This is a genomic window from Humiphilus diazotrophicus, assembly GCF_059726315.1.
Map to the genome: position 1 here is coordinate 671,346 of NZ_AP040871.1, position 15,087 is coordinate 686,432.

The window sequence follows — 15,087 nt, forward strand, 5'->3', positions numbered from 1 at the left end:
ACAGCATCACATTGTAAAAGTTTGTCTAGAGTTTGGACTCTCTGGAATATTGGGGGACATTTATGTATCACAAAATTGTTTTCCTGCTTTTATCTTGTGCTATTCAGTTAGCATCCGCTCATGCACAGATGCCGATGGTTGCCGGGATAGCAAAATCGATAGAGACAAATGGAAGTCCCGTTTCCGCCGAAGAGCTTCGCAGGGAGAATTGGGCGGTACTTCCACTGGACAAGAGCGGGATCGACGTAGATCGGATGGGGTGGATGTTGCTCGGGAAGTATGAGCAACCGGAGTACACTCGCGAATTGTACCGGGTGGAATGGAGGCAAGGAGATCCTATTGACCTCTATGTGATCATGCCTCACGGAGTCGAGAATCCTTCCGTCGTCCTTTATCTTTATGATTACCTCTGGGATACGGACCGCTTTCGCAATGATCGCTGGTGCAAACAGGCTACACAGGGCGGTGTAGCGGCGGTAGGGTTCGTTTCCGCATTGAGTGGGCAACGCTTCCATGCTCCAAGGCCGATGAAGCAGTGGTTTGTGAGCGAACTGCAAGAGGCTTTGAGCACATCGACACACGATGTGCAGATGGTTCTCAATTTCTTGACCTCGCACACCGATCTCGATACCTCCCATGTTGGCATGTTCGGCGAGGGTTCTGGTGGGGCCGTTGCTGTCCTTGCTGCGTCTGTAGATTCTCGTATAACAACTCTAGACCTACTGAATCCCTGGGGGGATTGGCCGGATTGGTTGAAAGACTCGAAGCAGATTCCGGAAGAGGAGCGTGCAGCCTATCTGAAGCCTGAGTTTTTGAAGAAAGTTTCGACAATGGATCCCATTACCTATCTGCCTGCGTTGAAGAACCGCCCTGTCCGTGTCCTTCAGGTAATGAGCGATCTGGTTACACCCTCCTCAGCTCGGGACAAGATTGCGGGTGAGATCTCCGATCCTGAACGACTGGTTCGTTTCTCTGATACTAATTCGTTTTTTGAGGCAGCCAGGAAAGGCAGTTTGTCCTCATGGATTCCGGATCATCTCCATTCTTCGCGACAACAAGGATCGAATGAATCGCGACCTCAATAGAGTAGTTCCTGCAAAGGGGTCGACCCAGCCATAAAGGTTTACGCAACCCTCCCCGGTAACGCCTGTAAAGCAGGTGTGGGGATTTAGCTATTCTCTCACCTCATCTGCCCGACATTGGCTCTTCGCTAAGTTCTGGTGCTCTCCTTCGTGTCTTGCTACGACACTCAATTCCCACGACCAAGGCTCTCGGTTGAGCGATTTTCCGCATAGGTACCGATCTGCAGCGATGTGTGAATGCACGAGACAGAATAATCTCTCGTCTCTCTTCTTCGTAGATTACGACAATGGTAGTATGTGGCTGGAATAAATACACTTATGTCCCAGGATTCTGGAAAGAACAGCTGTTTTCTTTTGGTAGCAAGCTTGCTCGGGTTCGAAAGTGATTTGGAGCACCGGCCTTGATAGCGTTATGGAGATCGAAGACGCATGCGTTTTCCGGGTTTGTTGGATCGAATTGAGCAAGTGAAATTGGGGCTGTAAACTTGCCCTATCGTTCCGAAGGTGGCTGCAGGTGCGCTTAATTGGTATACAGCACTGGAACGTGGGTTCTGTCCCTCTTTTTAGATAGAGACAATGCTGGAGAAATGGAGCAGCAGATTGATCAGCGTCAAGGTAAGAAGAATCTTTATCCCAATTGTTCTTGGTGTTATTGCGTTGTGCTCGAGTACGAATTTGTGTGCCGCTGCTGAATTACCTCAAGGACGGCAGGTTCCGTGGGATAGTGCACACAATGGGAATCCGTTTATTCCTGGCTACTACGCGGATGCGTCGGTTCTACAGGTAGGTGGTGAAGTCTTCATTTATGCAACCGAAGATCCCTGGGGTACCAGAGAATTGGGCTGCTGGCATTCAAAGAACTTTGAGCATTGGCAATCCTGCAAGCTTAACTGGCCAACGAAAGAGGATGCCACGAGTTCTACTTCCAAAGACAGTATGGTTTGGGCCCCATCCGTGGTGCGCGGAAGAGATGGCCACTTCTATATGTATGTTTCTGTCGGGAGCGAGGTCTGGGTGGGAACGGCAGAGCACCCGGATGGTCCTTGGCGGAATGCACTCGGTAATCGGCCACTAATCCCTTCGAATTTCAAACCTGCCTACCACATGATCGATGCGGAGGTCTTTCTCGATGCGGATGGGCAAGCATACCTGTACTGGGGTTCCGGGTTGAACTGGGTGAATGGTCACTGCTTCGTGGTCAGATTGAAGCCTGACATGATTTCTTTCGATGGTGAGCCGCAGGATGTTACGCCTCCTCATTATTTTGAGGGTCCATTTATGTACAAACGGAATGGACGCTACTATCTGATGTATTCAGAGGGGAAGACTACCGACAGTAGTTACAACGTGCGCTACTCGGTAGGCGATTCACCATTTGGTCCCTTTCGGGAAGGAGTCAATAGCCCCGTTCTGCAGAGTGATTCCGCCAACAGCATCCTTGGTCCCGGACATCATGCAGTATTCGACAGAGACAATAAAACCTACATCGTTTATCACCGTCACAGTCTTCCTTTCGATGGAACTGAGGTAAAACGTCAGCTTTGTATCGATGAGCTTACTTTTGGACCGAATGGAGAGATGCAAAGAGTGGTTCCCACGCATCTTGGTCCAGAGCTATTGCGCCAGGAGGGCCGAGATAAGGGTTCTGTGCCTTCTGAAGCTACAGCTTCTACTTCGCTAGATTCGTTACATGCTCCGGGACGCGTTGTAGATGATAATTACGCTACTCGTTGGGCTCCGGTACCGCAAGACAATGCGCCATGGTTACAATTGGATTTTGGTAAGACAAGAAAACTGTCACACACTGAGATCCGTTTTGAGTATCCATGGCAGGTTTATCGTTTTGTCCTAATGGCCTCGATAGATGGCAAGCAATGGACTACTGTGGCCAATCAGGAACAGTCCGGTATCTCTGGATCTCCGGTTCGGTTCGATCATCTTCCTCGTGCACGGTATCTGCGTCTATCGTTTCCTACAGAGGAAGGGAAGCATGTGTCCGTTTTTGAATGGACTACTTATTGAGATTTCTCGTATTGAAGATTTGCATCGTTACGCATTTCGCACAGACAGTAAAAATGTCAGAAGATGCTTTGCTATTTGTTATTTGAAAATCTATGAATTCGTAGCAGGTATCCGGCAGGATCAGTTTGTAAAGATCCGAAAGTTTTGTGTTACCGATTGCAGAAGAGTATCGCGATTTTTGCTTTTGAGTAATTCATGGCCGGCACCTGTAATCTGAAGTAGTTCCGTAGGTGCAGGAATGCGCTTTAGTGCCTCCTGCATCTCTGAAATGGAGCCGAAGCCATCGCAGGTTCCGTGAGCAAAGAACGCGGGAGTTTGAAGGTTTGGGAAGTGGCCTGTCCTCAATTCTTCTGGGCGCTTCGGGGGGTGAAGTGGATAGGAAAGTAGTAGAAGGTCTTCTACAAGGCCGGGTTCAGACGCTGCCAGCATGGAGGCCACCTTTCCTCCGTAGGAGTGGCCTCCCAAAAACACTCGACCTGAAACGAGGTTACGCATTGAGGCCACAGCTGCTTTAAGCCCTTGTTGATCTCGCTCTGCACTTCCACGGGAGGGCGGCCCCTGTGGACGGAGCTGACGAAAAGGAAGATCGCAACGAAGGACAGTCCATCCGAATGCGCAGAATGCCTCTGCCAGCGCAATAAGAAGCGGGGAATTACAGTTGGCTCCTGCTCCATGCGTTAGGATTAGTCCTGTGTCTTCCGATCTTGCGGGCGTGTGCAGATAGCCCTGAACCGTGCAGTCCTTTGTGGAAGTATCGAGAAATTCCTGATAGTTATCCATTCTGCTTCACCCGGGTAGAATTCCTCCTACTTCAGCGGTTATATCATTTCATTTCCCTGTGTGCCAAAAGTGCGGTTGCGAGACAGGCATAATAAATGCCAGAGCAATTCAAGCGTGGCTGTATCCATGAACTGGAAAGACAGATTCCGCGTTCTGCAAGGAAAGCGGCTCTTCACCAAACTGGGGCCTGGTAACGCAGGAATTGTTTTAGAGAGAGAAGAATCCGGATGTGGAATCGCAATACGATTTTGTCTCGTTCTTCCTTTGTTCTTGCAGTCGGTTTTGGCAGCTTGGTCGTACTCATCGCTATTCTCGGTTTTGGTGCGATAGGAAGGGCTAGGGCGCTTTATAACGAAATGGAGAAAACTCAGGGCGATTATCTGCAGGCGGAAGCTTTTCGCCGCGATATCGTTACCGATATGTATCTTGCAGACATACTTGTTCGTGATTATCTGCTTGATCCTTCTCCGCAAAATGCTCCGGCTCATCGGCAGCAGCTTCTTGATATTCGTGCCTCGCTTCAAAGCCGCCTGGATCTGCTGGCACAGCGTACACGCGGGACTGAAGGTCCGACACTGGTACGCTTGCAGGATGAAGTTCAGGGATATTGGGATTCGTTGGATCCGATCTTTGAATGGACCGTACAAGAGCGAGCAGATAGAAGCTGGCTATTTTTGAGACGAATGGTATTTCCGCGGCGTCAGGCAGTGGTGAGTCTGGCGAAAGAAATGACCAGAATCGAGCAGGAGAACCTTCAAAGGGAGAAGGAGCGGATCAAAGACAGTCAGCATGTATTTCGCAGATTTCTGGCGCGGATGATGGGGTTTTCTTTATTGCTTGGAATTCTGGTCGCAGTGGCAACAACCTATCGCGTGACCGCCTTGGAGCGCGGGCAGGAGAAACAACGCGAGCGAATTCAAAAGACAGAGAATGATTTGCGCAGGCTCTCTCGGCGTCTCGTGCAGGCTCAGGAACTTGAGCGAAAGTCACTTTCCAGGGAGCTTCATGACCAGGTCGGTCAAACTCTTACTGCCTTGGGCATAGAAATTGCAAACCTGAACAATCTACGCCAAGTTGAGCCGGAGACCTTCCGCTCGCGCGTTGAGGAAGTCAAGAGCTTGAATGCACAAGCGATAGGCACACTTCGGGATTTGGCGATGGGACTTCGTCCTTCAATGCTGGACGATCTCGGTCTGGAGCCTGCGCTGCAATGGCAAGGGCGGGAATTCTCGCGCCATACCGGCGTTCCGGCACGGGTACAGGTGGACGGCCCTTTGGAAGATCTTTCGGATGCTCAAAGAACCTGCATTTACAGGGTAGTTCAAGAAGCGCTTACGAATTGTGCCCGTCATGCTTCAGCGAGAAATTTATTGGTTTCCCTACAGGCAAGGGGCGAGCGCGTTATTGTTGTGATTCAGGATAATGGCGTAGGCTTTGACCTTACATCACGCGCTCAAGGCGGTCTTGGTCTCCTCGGTATGCAGGAACGAGTGGAGGCACTCAATGGTGAGTTGCAGATTGTATCGGCACCGGAGAAGGGAACTACAATCAGAGTAGAGCTTCCAATTGGAGTTACCGCATGAGCAAGGTTCGCATTCTCATCGCCGATGATCACGGAATTGTGCGAAAGGGTTTACGGCTGCAGTTAGAGCAGCATGAAGATTTCGAAGTCGTGGGAGAAGCGGCCGACGGTCGTGAGGCGGTCAAGCTTGCAGAGGAACTTTCGCCCGATGTTGTCCTTATGGATATTGCAATGCCCAATCTCAGTGGTATTCAGGCCACAGCTCAGTTGATGAAGCACAATCCGAAGCTTGGCGTCATCATTCTGAGTATGCATTCTGATGAGAGCTACTTGCTGCGGACGCTTACGGCTGGTGCGAGGGGTTATCTCCTTAAGGACACAGCTGATTTGGATCTGTATCGGGCGGTGCAGGTCGTTTCACAAGGTAAGCCTTTTTTCAGTCCCTCGATCGCAAAAACTCTTCTTGAAGATTACGTGCGCCAACTTCAGCAGCGAGGATTGCAGGACTCGTATGATCTCTTGACGGATCGGGAGAAGGAAATTCTGCAACTGCTTGCCGAAGGTAAATCCAATAAAGAAGTAGCCGCGCAATTGAGCCTTTCTCCAAGTACAGTGGAGACTCACCGGACCCGGATCATGCAAAAGCTTGATTTGCATAGTTCAGCGGATATTGTGCTCTATGCGGTCCGCAAAAAGATTATTTCCTGACAGCTGCTATACCCTGTTTTTCCTCCCCAAATACAGTCTTTCCTGTATTCCTTCGGTCCCACTCGAAAGCGCAAACTTCATATCACAATCTGTGGTGGCTGCGGTTGTCATGCCACCATCGAGGATAAGAGCAAGGTTCAGCTCACTACTGATGTTTGCTGGAGATTCGATGGGCACGGTTATAGAAAAGCTGTTTGAAACTGACTTCTTTTTTCAGCAACTGGCGGAGGCAGACAGTCGTCTCCTGCTGATTGATTACGACGGGACAATTGCACCGTTTCAGACGAACCGCAAGCAGGCGATTCCATATCCGGGGGTTCCTGAGTTGCTCGATTACATAATGAGCAATTGTCGAACCCGAGTAGTGGTAATAAGCGCACGCTCGGCTCGGGAAGTTGCTTCCTTACTGAGTTATCGTTTGCAACCTGAGATCTATGGTTCTTACGGTCTTGAGCGGATCTCGATTGATGGAAGCTACGAGATCGGATATATCGGTAGCCGTACTGCTGAAGTTCTTGCAGAAGCCGCCACCCGGCTCGAAAACGTAGGTTTAGTGGAGTGTCTTGAGCAGAAGGCAGGTGCCGTAGCCCTCCATTGGCGAGGGATGGAACAGAAATGGGTCGAAGAAATTCGAACCAATGGGTACAGATGCCTCGCTCCACTTGCGTGTTTAGGGGACCTTTTGCTAACTGAATTTGATGGAGGTATGGAACTGAAGACGTACGGCTCCAATAAGCGAGGAGCTGTATCCCAAATACTATCCGAAACCGGGGAGAATCCTGCTATTGCATATCTAGGCGATGACTATTCCGATGAGGATGCCTTCCGGTTTGTCAACGAGTGCGAGAACGATCAAGGCTTAAGTGTACTCGTGCGGCCCGAATATCGGAAAACTGCGGCCCAGGTATGGCTTAAGCCGCCACAGGAACTGCTTCGCTTCTTAACCAGCTGGATTCGCGTTTGCAGAGGTGATCGATGAGTCTTTCAGGTCGTTTGCTTGTGGTTTCAAATCGTTTGCCGTTTTCGGTTGTTGAAGATGAAAAGGGCCTGCACATTGAGCGGAGCTCAGGAGGATTGGTATCCGCATTGATCCCGCTTTTTCGGGAGATGAAGGGCGGCTGTTGGATTGGCTGGCCGGGAACAGATCAAAGCAAGGAGGTTGTAAAAGCGATACAAGAGCAGCCTGCCGGCGATTATTCAATACAACCGGTATATCTTACGCAAGAAGAAAAAACTTGTTTTTATCATGGATGCGCCAACGAAATTATCTGGCCTCTTTTCCATGACCTGCAGTCAAAATGTAACTTTAATCCATCGTATTGGGTAGCTTACCGGCGGGCGAACGAAAAGTTTGCCATTTCTGTCGCGAACGTTGCTCGTCGGGACGATTTTATCTGGGTGCATGATTATCATTTGATGTTATTAGGGAAGGCGCTTCGTGCTCGTGGATATCAAAATGAAATCGCATATTTTCACCATATCCCTTTTCCGCCTCCTGATATTTTCGAGAAGCTTCCTTGGCGAATGGAGATCCTTCAGGCATTGTTGCAATTCGATAATGTCGGCCTTCAGACTGATCGGGATCGCAGAAACTTCCTGGCTTCAGTGCGTAGGCTTCTGCCGGGAACGCATATCCGGAAAACACCCTATGGAAATGTCATCGAAGCTGATGGGATTCGCACTCGTGTGGGCACCTTTGCTATAGGAATCGATTTTCATGAGTTTTCCCAGCCACCCGATCAGAGGCAAGTGGAACTCAAGATGCGAGAAGTCAAGAGTGGAATGTTGGGTAGGCAACTCATTCTTGGTGTTGACCGGTTGGATTATACCAAAGGAATTCTGGAGCGATTGATTGCCCTACGTTCCTTGTTCAGGTCGCATCCTGAATTGTTAGGACGTGTAACCATGCTTCAGGTTGCCGTCCCCAGTCGTGAGGAAATTCCTGACTATCATGCACTGAGAGAACGGCTGGAGAATCTTATACGGGAAATCAATGAGGAGTTTAGCCTGCCAGGTTGGACTCCTGTTATCTATCGATACGAGAGCATTTCCCGGACCGAGTTGCTGGCTTTGTATCGAACTGCGGATGTGGCACTGATTACCCCACTTAAGGATGGCATGAATCTGGTGGCGAAGGAGTTTTGTGCTGCACGGACTGACAATTGTGGGGTTCTCGTACTGAGTGAATTCGCTGGTGCTGCGGAAGAGTTAGGGATAGGAGCGGTTTTGGTAAACCCTTACGACAGCGAAGGAGTGGCTTTCGCGTTATGTCAGTCACTACGGATGAGTAAGGGAGAGCAAATCGAGCGGATGCAACCGATGAGAAGTTTGATCGCAAAGAATGATGTATTCAATTGGTGTCGGGCTATTTGCTTTGCGAATATGCTTGTGTTTAGCCCTGCACCCCAATTTGATAACTATCGGGCTTTCAATCTGGGCGAACAGCAAATTGCCTGAGCTGGATAGAGATTTGTTCAGGCCAGCTACCTGGGTCCTCCTAGAGAAGGTTCTCTTTCGAAGGACCCAGATAGCCCGGCAAGTCTACTACCAGAGCAATTTCAGAGCTAGTTGCAGCTGTCTTGAAGGTCCTGCAGTGGTAATTCGGCCGAAATTGGTATCGGTCATTGTACTGTCAGGATTCAGGAATTGTGCATGATTTAACGCGTTAAATGCCTCTGCACGAAATTCGAGATTCAGCTTCTCTTGCAGTGGAATCTGCTTGCCGATACCAAAATCCCAATTATTAATTCCAGGTCCAGTGATTATATTGGTGCCAGAATTGCCAAAGTATCCAGCTGCCGGCATAGCAAAACAGGAAGTATCGATCCAATAGTGTCCGTTTCTGCGTACATCTTGATGGGTGAGGTTATTGCGACCATTGCAGAGACGGTTTGGACGAAAGTTTGTCAGAGGGTCCATGGCCGTGCTGCTGGCTGCCAACACGGTGAAAGGATTGCCTTGCGAAAAGGTAGCTATGGTATTGAGTGCCCATCCACCGAGAAGAGAATTGAGAACAGGAGGCGCATCGGTTAAGAACTTCTGTCCGCGACCAAGTGGCAAATTCCAGACACCGCTTACTACCAGACGATGTGGAACGTTAAAGCCTGTCAGTCCTTTATCGCACCGCAGGCAGACTCCTCTTTGATTAATGCCTACGGGTGCTCCGCCCTGCATGGTGTTGCTGAGTGCTTTTGACCATGTGTAATTTGTGGCAAAACCCAAACCACTTGCGAACTGCCGTTGCAATTTAGCAACTATAGCGTTGTAGCTCGCAGTTCCTTCATTTGCGGCAGCATAGATGTATGTGAATTGAGGAAATGGCTTCGCTGCTGCATTGCATACCAGTGAATTGGGTACGGAGCAATCATCGGCGTTCCATCGAATGGGAAGCTTGCGTGATTGCGATCCGATATAGTCTACTTCTGCGATCGTATTCCGGCCTAGAGCATATTGGATTCCAATGCTCCACTGCTGTATATAGGATGTCCGAAGCTTCTCGTCTAGAGAGAATACAGTTCCGCTGACTTTGTCTGCGTACTCGCGCGTGATCGTCCGTTGTGTCATAGGTGGAAATACATTTTGTCCCAAGACATAACTGGGAGAGGCTTGTGCGGGGTTATTGGTAATGGATTGAACAATTGCAACACCAGGGGCGGTAATGGCAAAGAGTTCATATAGAGCGTTTTCTGCCGGATAGTATATGCCGGCTCCAGCACGAATTATCGTTCCAGGGAGAGAGTGTGGCTGCCAAGCGAGTCCGACACGAGGAGCAAAGTTATTGAGGTCGATTTTGTATACTTGCGAACTTGTATCTCCCAGAGCTGCATATTTGACCTGCCCTGTTTTGAGATTGACTGCGTGTGGATACAACTTATCGCTTCCTACCGCATTGGGTGGGGTACTGATATTCCAGCCTAGGCCGAGATTGAAGGTAAGGCTCGGCCGTATTTTCCACGTGTCTTGGAAGTAGGGGGTAAAAGCCGTCCAACGGAAATGTGTGCGCGGCATGGATGTGACACTGCCATTTTTAGGCATGCCAAGTAGAAAGTCAGCAAATGCGTTGCCCGTGCCATTTACCTGGGTCGTGGCTCCTGCTGCGTTTTTCGATAATTGGGCCGTGTAGATGGCGCTGAACCATACACCCCCACGGGAATAGAAGTTAGAACTTTCCTGGACAGTGCGGACATAATTCAGATCCACACCGAAGCTCATCTCATGCTTCCCCTTCAGGTAGTGCATGCCCTCATGTATCTGATATTGATTGTCGATGTTTCCAATCAATCCTTGATTGCGTCCGAAGGAGGGGGTGGTGGTGCTCCCCGAGGTGTTGAATCCATCCAGGAAAATTCCGGGTACTCCATCCACGTCTGCAGTTCCGGTGAAGCCTAACTCTTTCTGAATCCCTGCTTGGGAGGCTCCTGCTGAAAATACAGATGGACGCAGCCATCCAACTCTGAACTCATTAACGAGATGCGGCTTTAGAGTACTCGTTAGCTGCATCATGACGAAGTTCGTATCCAACGGGAATCCGTATCCGGCAAGAGGGAACAGACTGGCGTCCACAGTCGGCGAATTCTCTTTGACATATTGCCCAAACAGAGTATGTTTAGTGCTCAAATTTATGTCAACACGCCCGCCATACTGATCATAGTTGTCAGTGGTCTTTGGATTTCCAACAAGGTTTTCTGGCTTGTAGCTTGTAGCAGAACGGTAGTATTTCAGCAGCTTTGAGGCCATGCTATTGATTCGCGTTGCGGGAACGATGTTTCCGGCGAAAGGAGCTCTCAGGCCTGTGCTGGCATCATAGGTATCGGGATCATAAAGCTGAATCGGCTTAGCTAGTGCAAGCAGTTCCGAGAAATCTCCATTAAACATCTTTTCCGATGGTACCGTGGCCTTTACTGTGCTGGAGAGCACCTGCCTCCGTCCTTCGTAATGTCCAAAGAAGAAAACGCGATTCCGCAAGATTGGCCCACCAATTGCTCCGCCAAATTGGTTACGACGGAAAGGTGCCGGATGTGCTCCTACAGGATCGAAAAAGTTTCGTGCATCGAAGCTGCTATTGCGAACGAACTCGAAAAGCTCTCCGTGTAACTGATTGGTTCCGCCTTTCGACACAACACTGACAGCTCCAGCGCTTGTTGGTCCTTCAGCTGGCAAAAAGAAACCTTCGTGGATCTTGAATTGATCAATTGCGGCTACGGACAAGTTAAGCGAGGCCTGCCCGAGTCGACTTCCGGAGGTAGACATCCCATCGATGAAAAATCCAGTCATATCCTGTTCGTTGCCGTCGATCACGATCGTACGATCAGGATGGCCTACCTGAAGAGTGGTGAAGTCAGAAACCGTTGTGCCAGATGTTTGTGCTGCACCAGATAACAGCCCTAGTTGCAGGAAGTCGCGACCATTGAGAGGCAATTTGCGAACGCTTTCCTGTTCGACCAAAGTTCCCAGTTCACTTGAGGTCGGTTCTGAGAGGGAGGCCATGCCAGATGCATCGACAGTTACACTTGTCGAAGCTGCGCCAAGCTCCAGGACCACATTTTGTGTGGTGCGCTGAGAAGCCGTTATTCTCAGATTGGTCAATTCGTAGGGCTTGAAGCCTTCTTTGGAAATCTCCAAAGAGTACAGGGCTGGCTGCACTGAGGGGAAGACGTAAACCCCGTCTTCATTGGTCTGTGTTACTAACTTTCCTCCGGTTTCCTTGTTTATAAGAGCAACGCTACAGTTTTGGATTACGGCTCTAGTGGCATCTTGAACCATGCCCTCAACAACCGATGCGTTTGACTGTCCAAATAGTTCTTGCGAAAACTGGCCAAGTGCGAAAACCACAAAAAGTACTGCAATTCCTATACCTCGCATGTCTACCTTTCTGCTGCGAAACATTGGTAAGGATGACGGATACTGAGTTGTTCGTTACCCTTGCTTCGGTCTCTCGAAGATTTCGATCCTGGCAAGCGTCACTTCAACCCTGCATTGCAAGAAGCCGTTTCTCGAGAATATGTTAGGAAAATCAAGAAAGAAGGGTACGCTGAATGTACTGTGAACGCATCAGCCAGCAGATGCATCTATATGTCCACCTTTGGGACTAGATCGTATGGTGATTCGCATCACTAAATGACGGCGCTAGACGGTGCCTTAGAACACTAATCGTTGTTCTCTTGGTGACTATCTGATATCGACAGAGCTGACGATTAGCGGCTCAGTTCCCTTGAGAATGCCGACGGGCAATTTATCTTGATTCGGAGATATCGCTGGATTGTTGTATTGTGTGCGACTGTCCTACTACCTAAATGTACGGATATCGACGACACATGAGACAATTTCACTCTTCTCTCATTAGTAGGAGAGCTGTGCTTCCTTCTTCAATCTCCACGGAATAGTGCCGAGCTTCTAGACGAAATGTTCCTCTAGTGGTGCTCCCATTTTCGACGATGTAGGTCTGAGGATCGAAGCCGTAGAGGCCGCAGGCACTTGCAGAGAAAATGCCAACGGATTGCTCTCTGGGAATAGCCGCGCAAGGGAAACTGCCATATCGGCTTACATATTCGCTTGAGACAAGTTGTGCAAAGACTCCTTGTCGGCGGTTATACCCAACGATATCGCCGTCTGTATTGAATACTTCCTTCTCCATCGGAGAAAAGTGATCTCCTCCAATTTGAGCGAGTGTAGTCGATGTTTCCCAGTTCTCCGATTGAGGTGTTTCAGCCATGCGCGAGGAGAAAGCGCTGGCCAGTGCCCGTAGAGACACCTTGATGGGAGTCCTCTTTCTGCCTTCCTCAATACGATCGAATTGAATAGAAAGAAAAGAGGGCTTCTGCGTCGCATATGGAGTGGGATCGACGGTGAAAGCCTGGATGTCGATTACGTGGCCTATTACCCTTGAGCCTTTGGGGATAGTCTGGCCATTGGGCAAAGAGACCTCTTGCATAGTTTTGGCGAAAACGACATCGTTGGTGTGAGCCTTCGCCGAATCAACGGCGTGTGTGAATTGCACGGGGATGGCCGTGGAGGAAGAGCCATCTTCTGCGGCGAGTGCATGCGGGGTGAACCCGATGCAAAGAAAACTGAGGAGGAAGGGAAATGCTGCTATTCGAAGAAGAATCTTGTTTTTCATGCGCCGTCGATCTCCGGTGAAGATTCTGATCCAAAATAGAAGCTAAGTACCGTTTGGTACATCCACCCGTGGGTGGATTTTTGAATGTCTTCTCAATCCTCGGGTTTGAGGGCGCAGCAATCATGAGATTGATGTCGTGTTTGCGGAGTTTCCTCTGGGTTTAACACCGGATTCAGGATCGGGGCGGTGCGAAATGGCCAAAGTGAGAGCTTAGCGAACCGAGCAGTGGATTGGCTGCAGGATGAAGAACGCATCAAAACGACCATGGACGAATGGCTGCCGATTCATGACGGTGCCGTGTAGGTAATTGAATATAAGGAAGATAAAACAGTTGTAGCCGCTTCGTCATGCGGTAAACTGGTTTTGTTTCTCTATCGTATATATGTTGGTCGGTGCCCATTGACAGAGAGTTCTAGCCTTCTTCAACCCAAGAGTCATTACCAGATCCTTGATGGTTTGCGTGGCGTTGCTGCAGTGATTGTCGTGATCTTCCACCTGTTCGAAACCTATTCGGGTGGAGATCACACCAAACAGATTTTGAATCACGGGTACTTGGCCGTCGACTTCTTCTTTCTCCTTTCGGGATTTGTGATTGCCTATGCATACGATGATCGTTGGGGAAAAATGGGCAGTTGGGATTTTTTCAAGCGACGACTGGTCAGATTGCATCCGATGGTGATTGCGGGCAGCATTATTGGAGCAGCTCTCTTTTATTTCCAGACGGGACCAGCCTTTCCTACGATTGCAGCAACCCCTGTATGGCAGGTGATCCTGGTCATGTTGGTGGGCTGTACGCTGATACCTCTGCTTCCATCAATGGATATTCGCGGGTGGCAGGAGATGCATCCGCTCGATGGGCCAGCGTGGTCGCTCTTCTTTGAATATGTTGGGAACATTCTCTACGCCTTTGTGATTCGAAGACTATCGAACAAAGCTCTTGGCGTTGTGGTATTACTCGCCGCAGCATTCCTTATCCATCTGGGTGTAACGAGTCCAAATGGAGATGTCATTGGCGGTTGGAGCATCACCCGAGCTCAGCTTCACGTCGGCTTTGCGCGTCTGCTTTTCCCTTTCCTGTCCGGTATTCTCTTGATGCGCCTCGGTAAACGCATTCATGTTCGCGGAGGATTTCTACTCTGCAGTCTGCTTATCGCTGCCGTTCTTTGTATCCCTAGAGTTGGCGGTACACATCATCTTTGGTGGAATGGAATCTATGATTCGCTTTCCATTATTCTTCTTTTCCCCATCATTGTCGCGATGGGAGCCGGCAGCCGCATTGAAGGGAGACTACAGAACAAGATCTGTAAGCTCCTAGGAGATATTTCGTATCCCCTGTACATTACGCATTACCCACTGATCTACATCTATACCGCATGGGTTACAAAGGCAAAGGTTCCTCCGGTCCCTGGTGCCTTTGCAGGTGCATTGCTATTCGTAACCGCCATTGCCATGGCTTATCTCTGTTTGAAGCTGTATGACGAGCCCGTCAGGAAATGGCTAGCCCGGAGATTCCTGACGAAGGAAAAACTGTCAGAGCCTCAAGAGGTTCGCGCTTAGGCTGTTGACAAACTTGCGGGACTACTCTGGGCCCGAAGTGTCATTAAGTGAGTATTGTGCAGAGCTGTATCGCTTGAGAAACAGCTCTGCCGCCGTCAGCTGAATCCCAAGGCCCGCTGTCTTTTAAATTGCGCAAAGGAAGAATCTCTGCACGACCTTAAAAGGTCGTGGGGGGGGCGTGCGCCTAGAGACCATACCCTAAAACAGATTAGCTTACTAAGGTAAGTTGTAAATATCTTAGTGACCGCGGCAGCCAAATTGCTCATCCTGGCCTCGTATCCCTTTGCCGCACGTGTTTT

General features: G+C 49.6%; 10 protein-coding genes. 7 read left to right on the top strand and 3 right to left on the bottom strand.

All coding sequences use genetic code 11. The features are described from left to right. The first annotated feature begins 62 nt into the window (after positions 1-62). Together AC6I7T_RS32565 and AC6I7T_RS32570 are read left to right on the top strand one after the other, a co-directional pair. A complete protein-coding gene (locus AC6I7T_RS32565; protein WP_497794846.1) occupies positions 63-1,085 on the top strand; it encodes a dienelactone hydrolase family protein in 1,023 nt (340 codons plus the stop codon). A 597-nt stretch (positions 1,086-1,682) separates the two neighbouring features. Then, entirely contained in the window at positions 1,683-3,104 is a 1,422-nt protein-coding gene (locus AC6I7T_RS32570) for a family 43 glycosylhydrolase (protein WP_497794847.1), read from the top strand. A gap of 120 nt (positions 3,105-3,224) precedes the next feature. Here the strand turns inward: AC6I7T_RS32570 and AC6I7T_RS32575 are convergent, their stop codons facing one another. Then, positions 3,225-3,884, bottom strand: a complete 660-nt coding sequence (locus AC6I7T_RS32575; protein WP_497794849.1) for an alpha/beta hydrolase family protein — start codon at positions 3,882-3,884, stop codon at positions 3,225-3,227. 227 nt (positions 3,885-4,111) lie between these two features. On the opposite strand from AC6I7T_RS32575, the gene AC6I7T_RS32580 reads away from it, so the two are divergent. The 4 genes from AC6I7T_RS32580 to AC6I7T_RS32595 all read left to right on the top strand — a co-directional run bounded on the left by AC6I7T_RS32580 (position 4,112) and on the right by AC6I7T_RS32595 (position 8,571). After that, positions 4,112-5,467, top strand: coding sequence for a sensor histidine kinase (locus AC6I7T_RS32580; RefSeq protein WP_497794850.1), 1,356 nt, complete (start codon positions 4,112-4,114; stop codon positions 5,465-5,467). Further along, complete coding sequence (locus AC6I7T_RS32585; RefSeq protein WP_497794852.1) at positions 5,464-6,114, top strand: response regulator; 651 nt, start codon at positions 5,464-5,466, stop codon at positions 6,112-6,114. The genes AC6I7T_RS32580 and AC6I7T_RS32585 overlap by 4 nt, the downstream gene beginning before the upstream one ends. A gap of 169 nt (positions 6,115-6,283) precedes the next feature. Next, the gene (otsB, locus tag AC6I7T_RS32590; protein ID WP_497794854.1) at positions 6,284-7,093 is read left to right on the top strand and encodes a trehalose-phosphatase; all 810 of its coding nucleotides are present in this window, start codon (positions 6,284-6,286) and stop codon (positions 7,091-7,093) included. Continuing rightward, entirely contained in the window at positions 7,090-8,571 is a 1,482-nt protein-coding gene (locus AC6I7T_RS32595) for an alpha,alpha-trehalose-phosphate synthase (UDP-forming) (RefSeq protein ID WP_497794855.1), read from the top strand. The genes otsB and AC6I7T_RS32595 overlap by 4 nt, the downstream gene beginning before the upstream one ends. A gap of 87 nt (positions 8,572-8,658) precedes the next feature. Here AC6I7T_RS32595 and AC6I7T_RS32600 read toward each other — a convergent pair whose 3' ends face one another. Both AC6I7T_RS32600 and AC6I7T_RS32605 read right to left on the bottom strand, forming a co-directional pair. Next, positions 8,659-11,976 (bottom strand): carboxypeptidase-like regulatory domain-containing protein, encoded by a 3,318-nt coding sequence (locus AC6I7T_RS32600; RefSeq protein ID WP_497794857.1) that lies wholly within the window; start codon positions 11,974-11,976, stop codon positions 8,659-8,661. A 463-nt stretch (positions 11,977-12,439) separates the two neighbouring features. Continuing rightward, positions 12,440-13,231 carry a hypothetical protein gene (locus AC6I7T_RS32605; RefSeq protein WP_497794859.1) on the bottom strand — a complete coding sequence of 264 codons (792 nt, stop codon included), beginning with the start codon at positions 13,229-13,231 and terminating at the stop codon, positions 12,440-12,442. A 399-nt stretch (positions 13,232-13,630) separates the two neighbouring features. Between AC6I7T_RS32605 and AC6I7T_RS32610 the strand changes: the two genes are divergently transcribed. Next, positions 13,631-14,788, top strand: coding sequence for an acyltransferase family protein (locus AC6I7T_RS32610; protein ID WP_497794861.1), 1,158 nt, complete (start codon positions 13,631-13,633; stop codon positions 14,786-14,788). Positions 14,789-15,087: the final 299 nt, after the last annotated feature.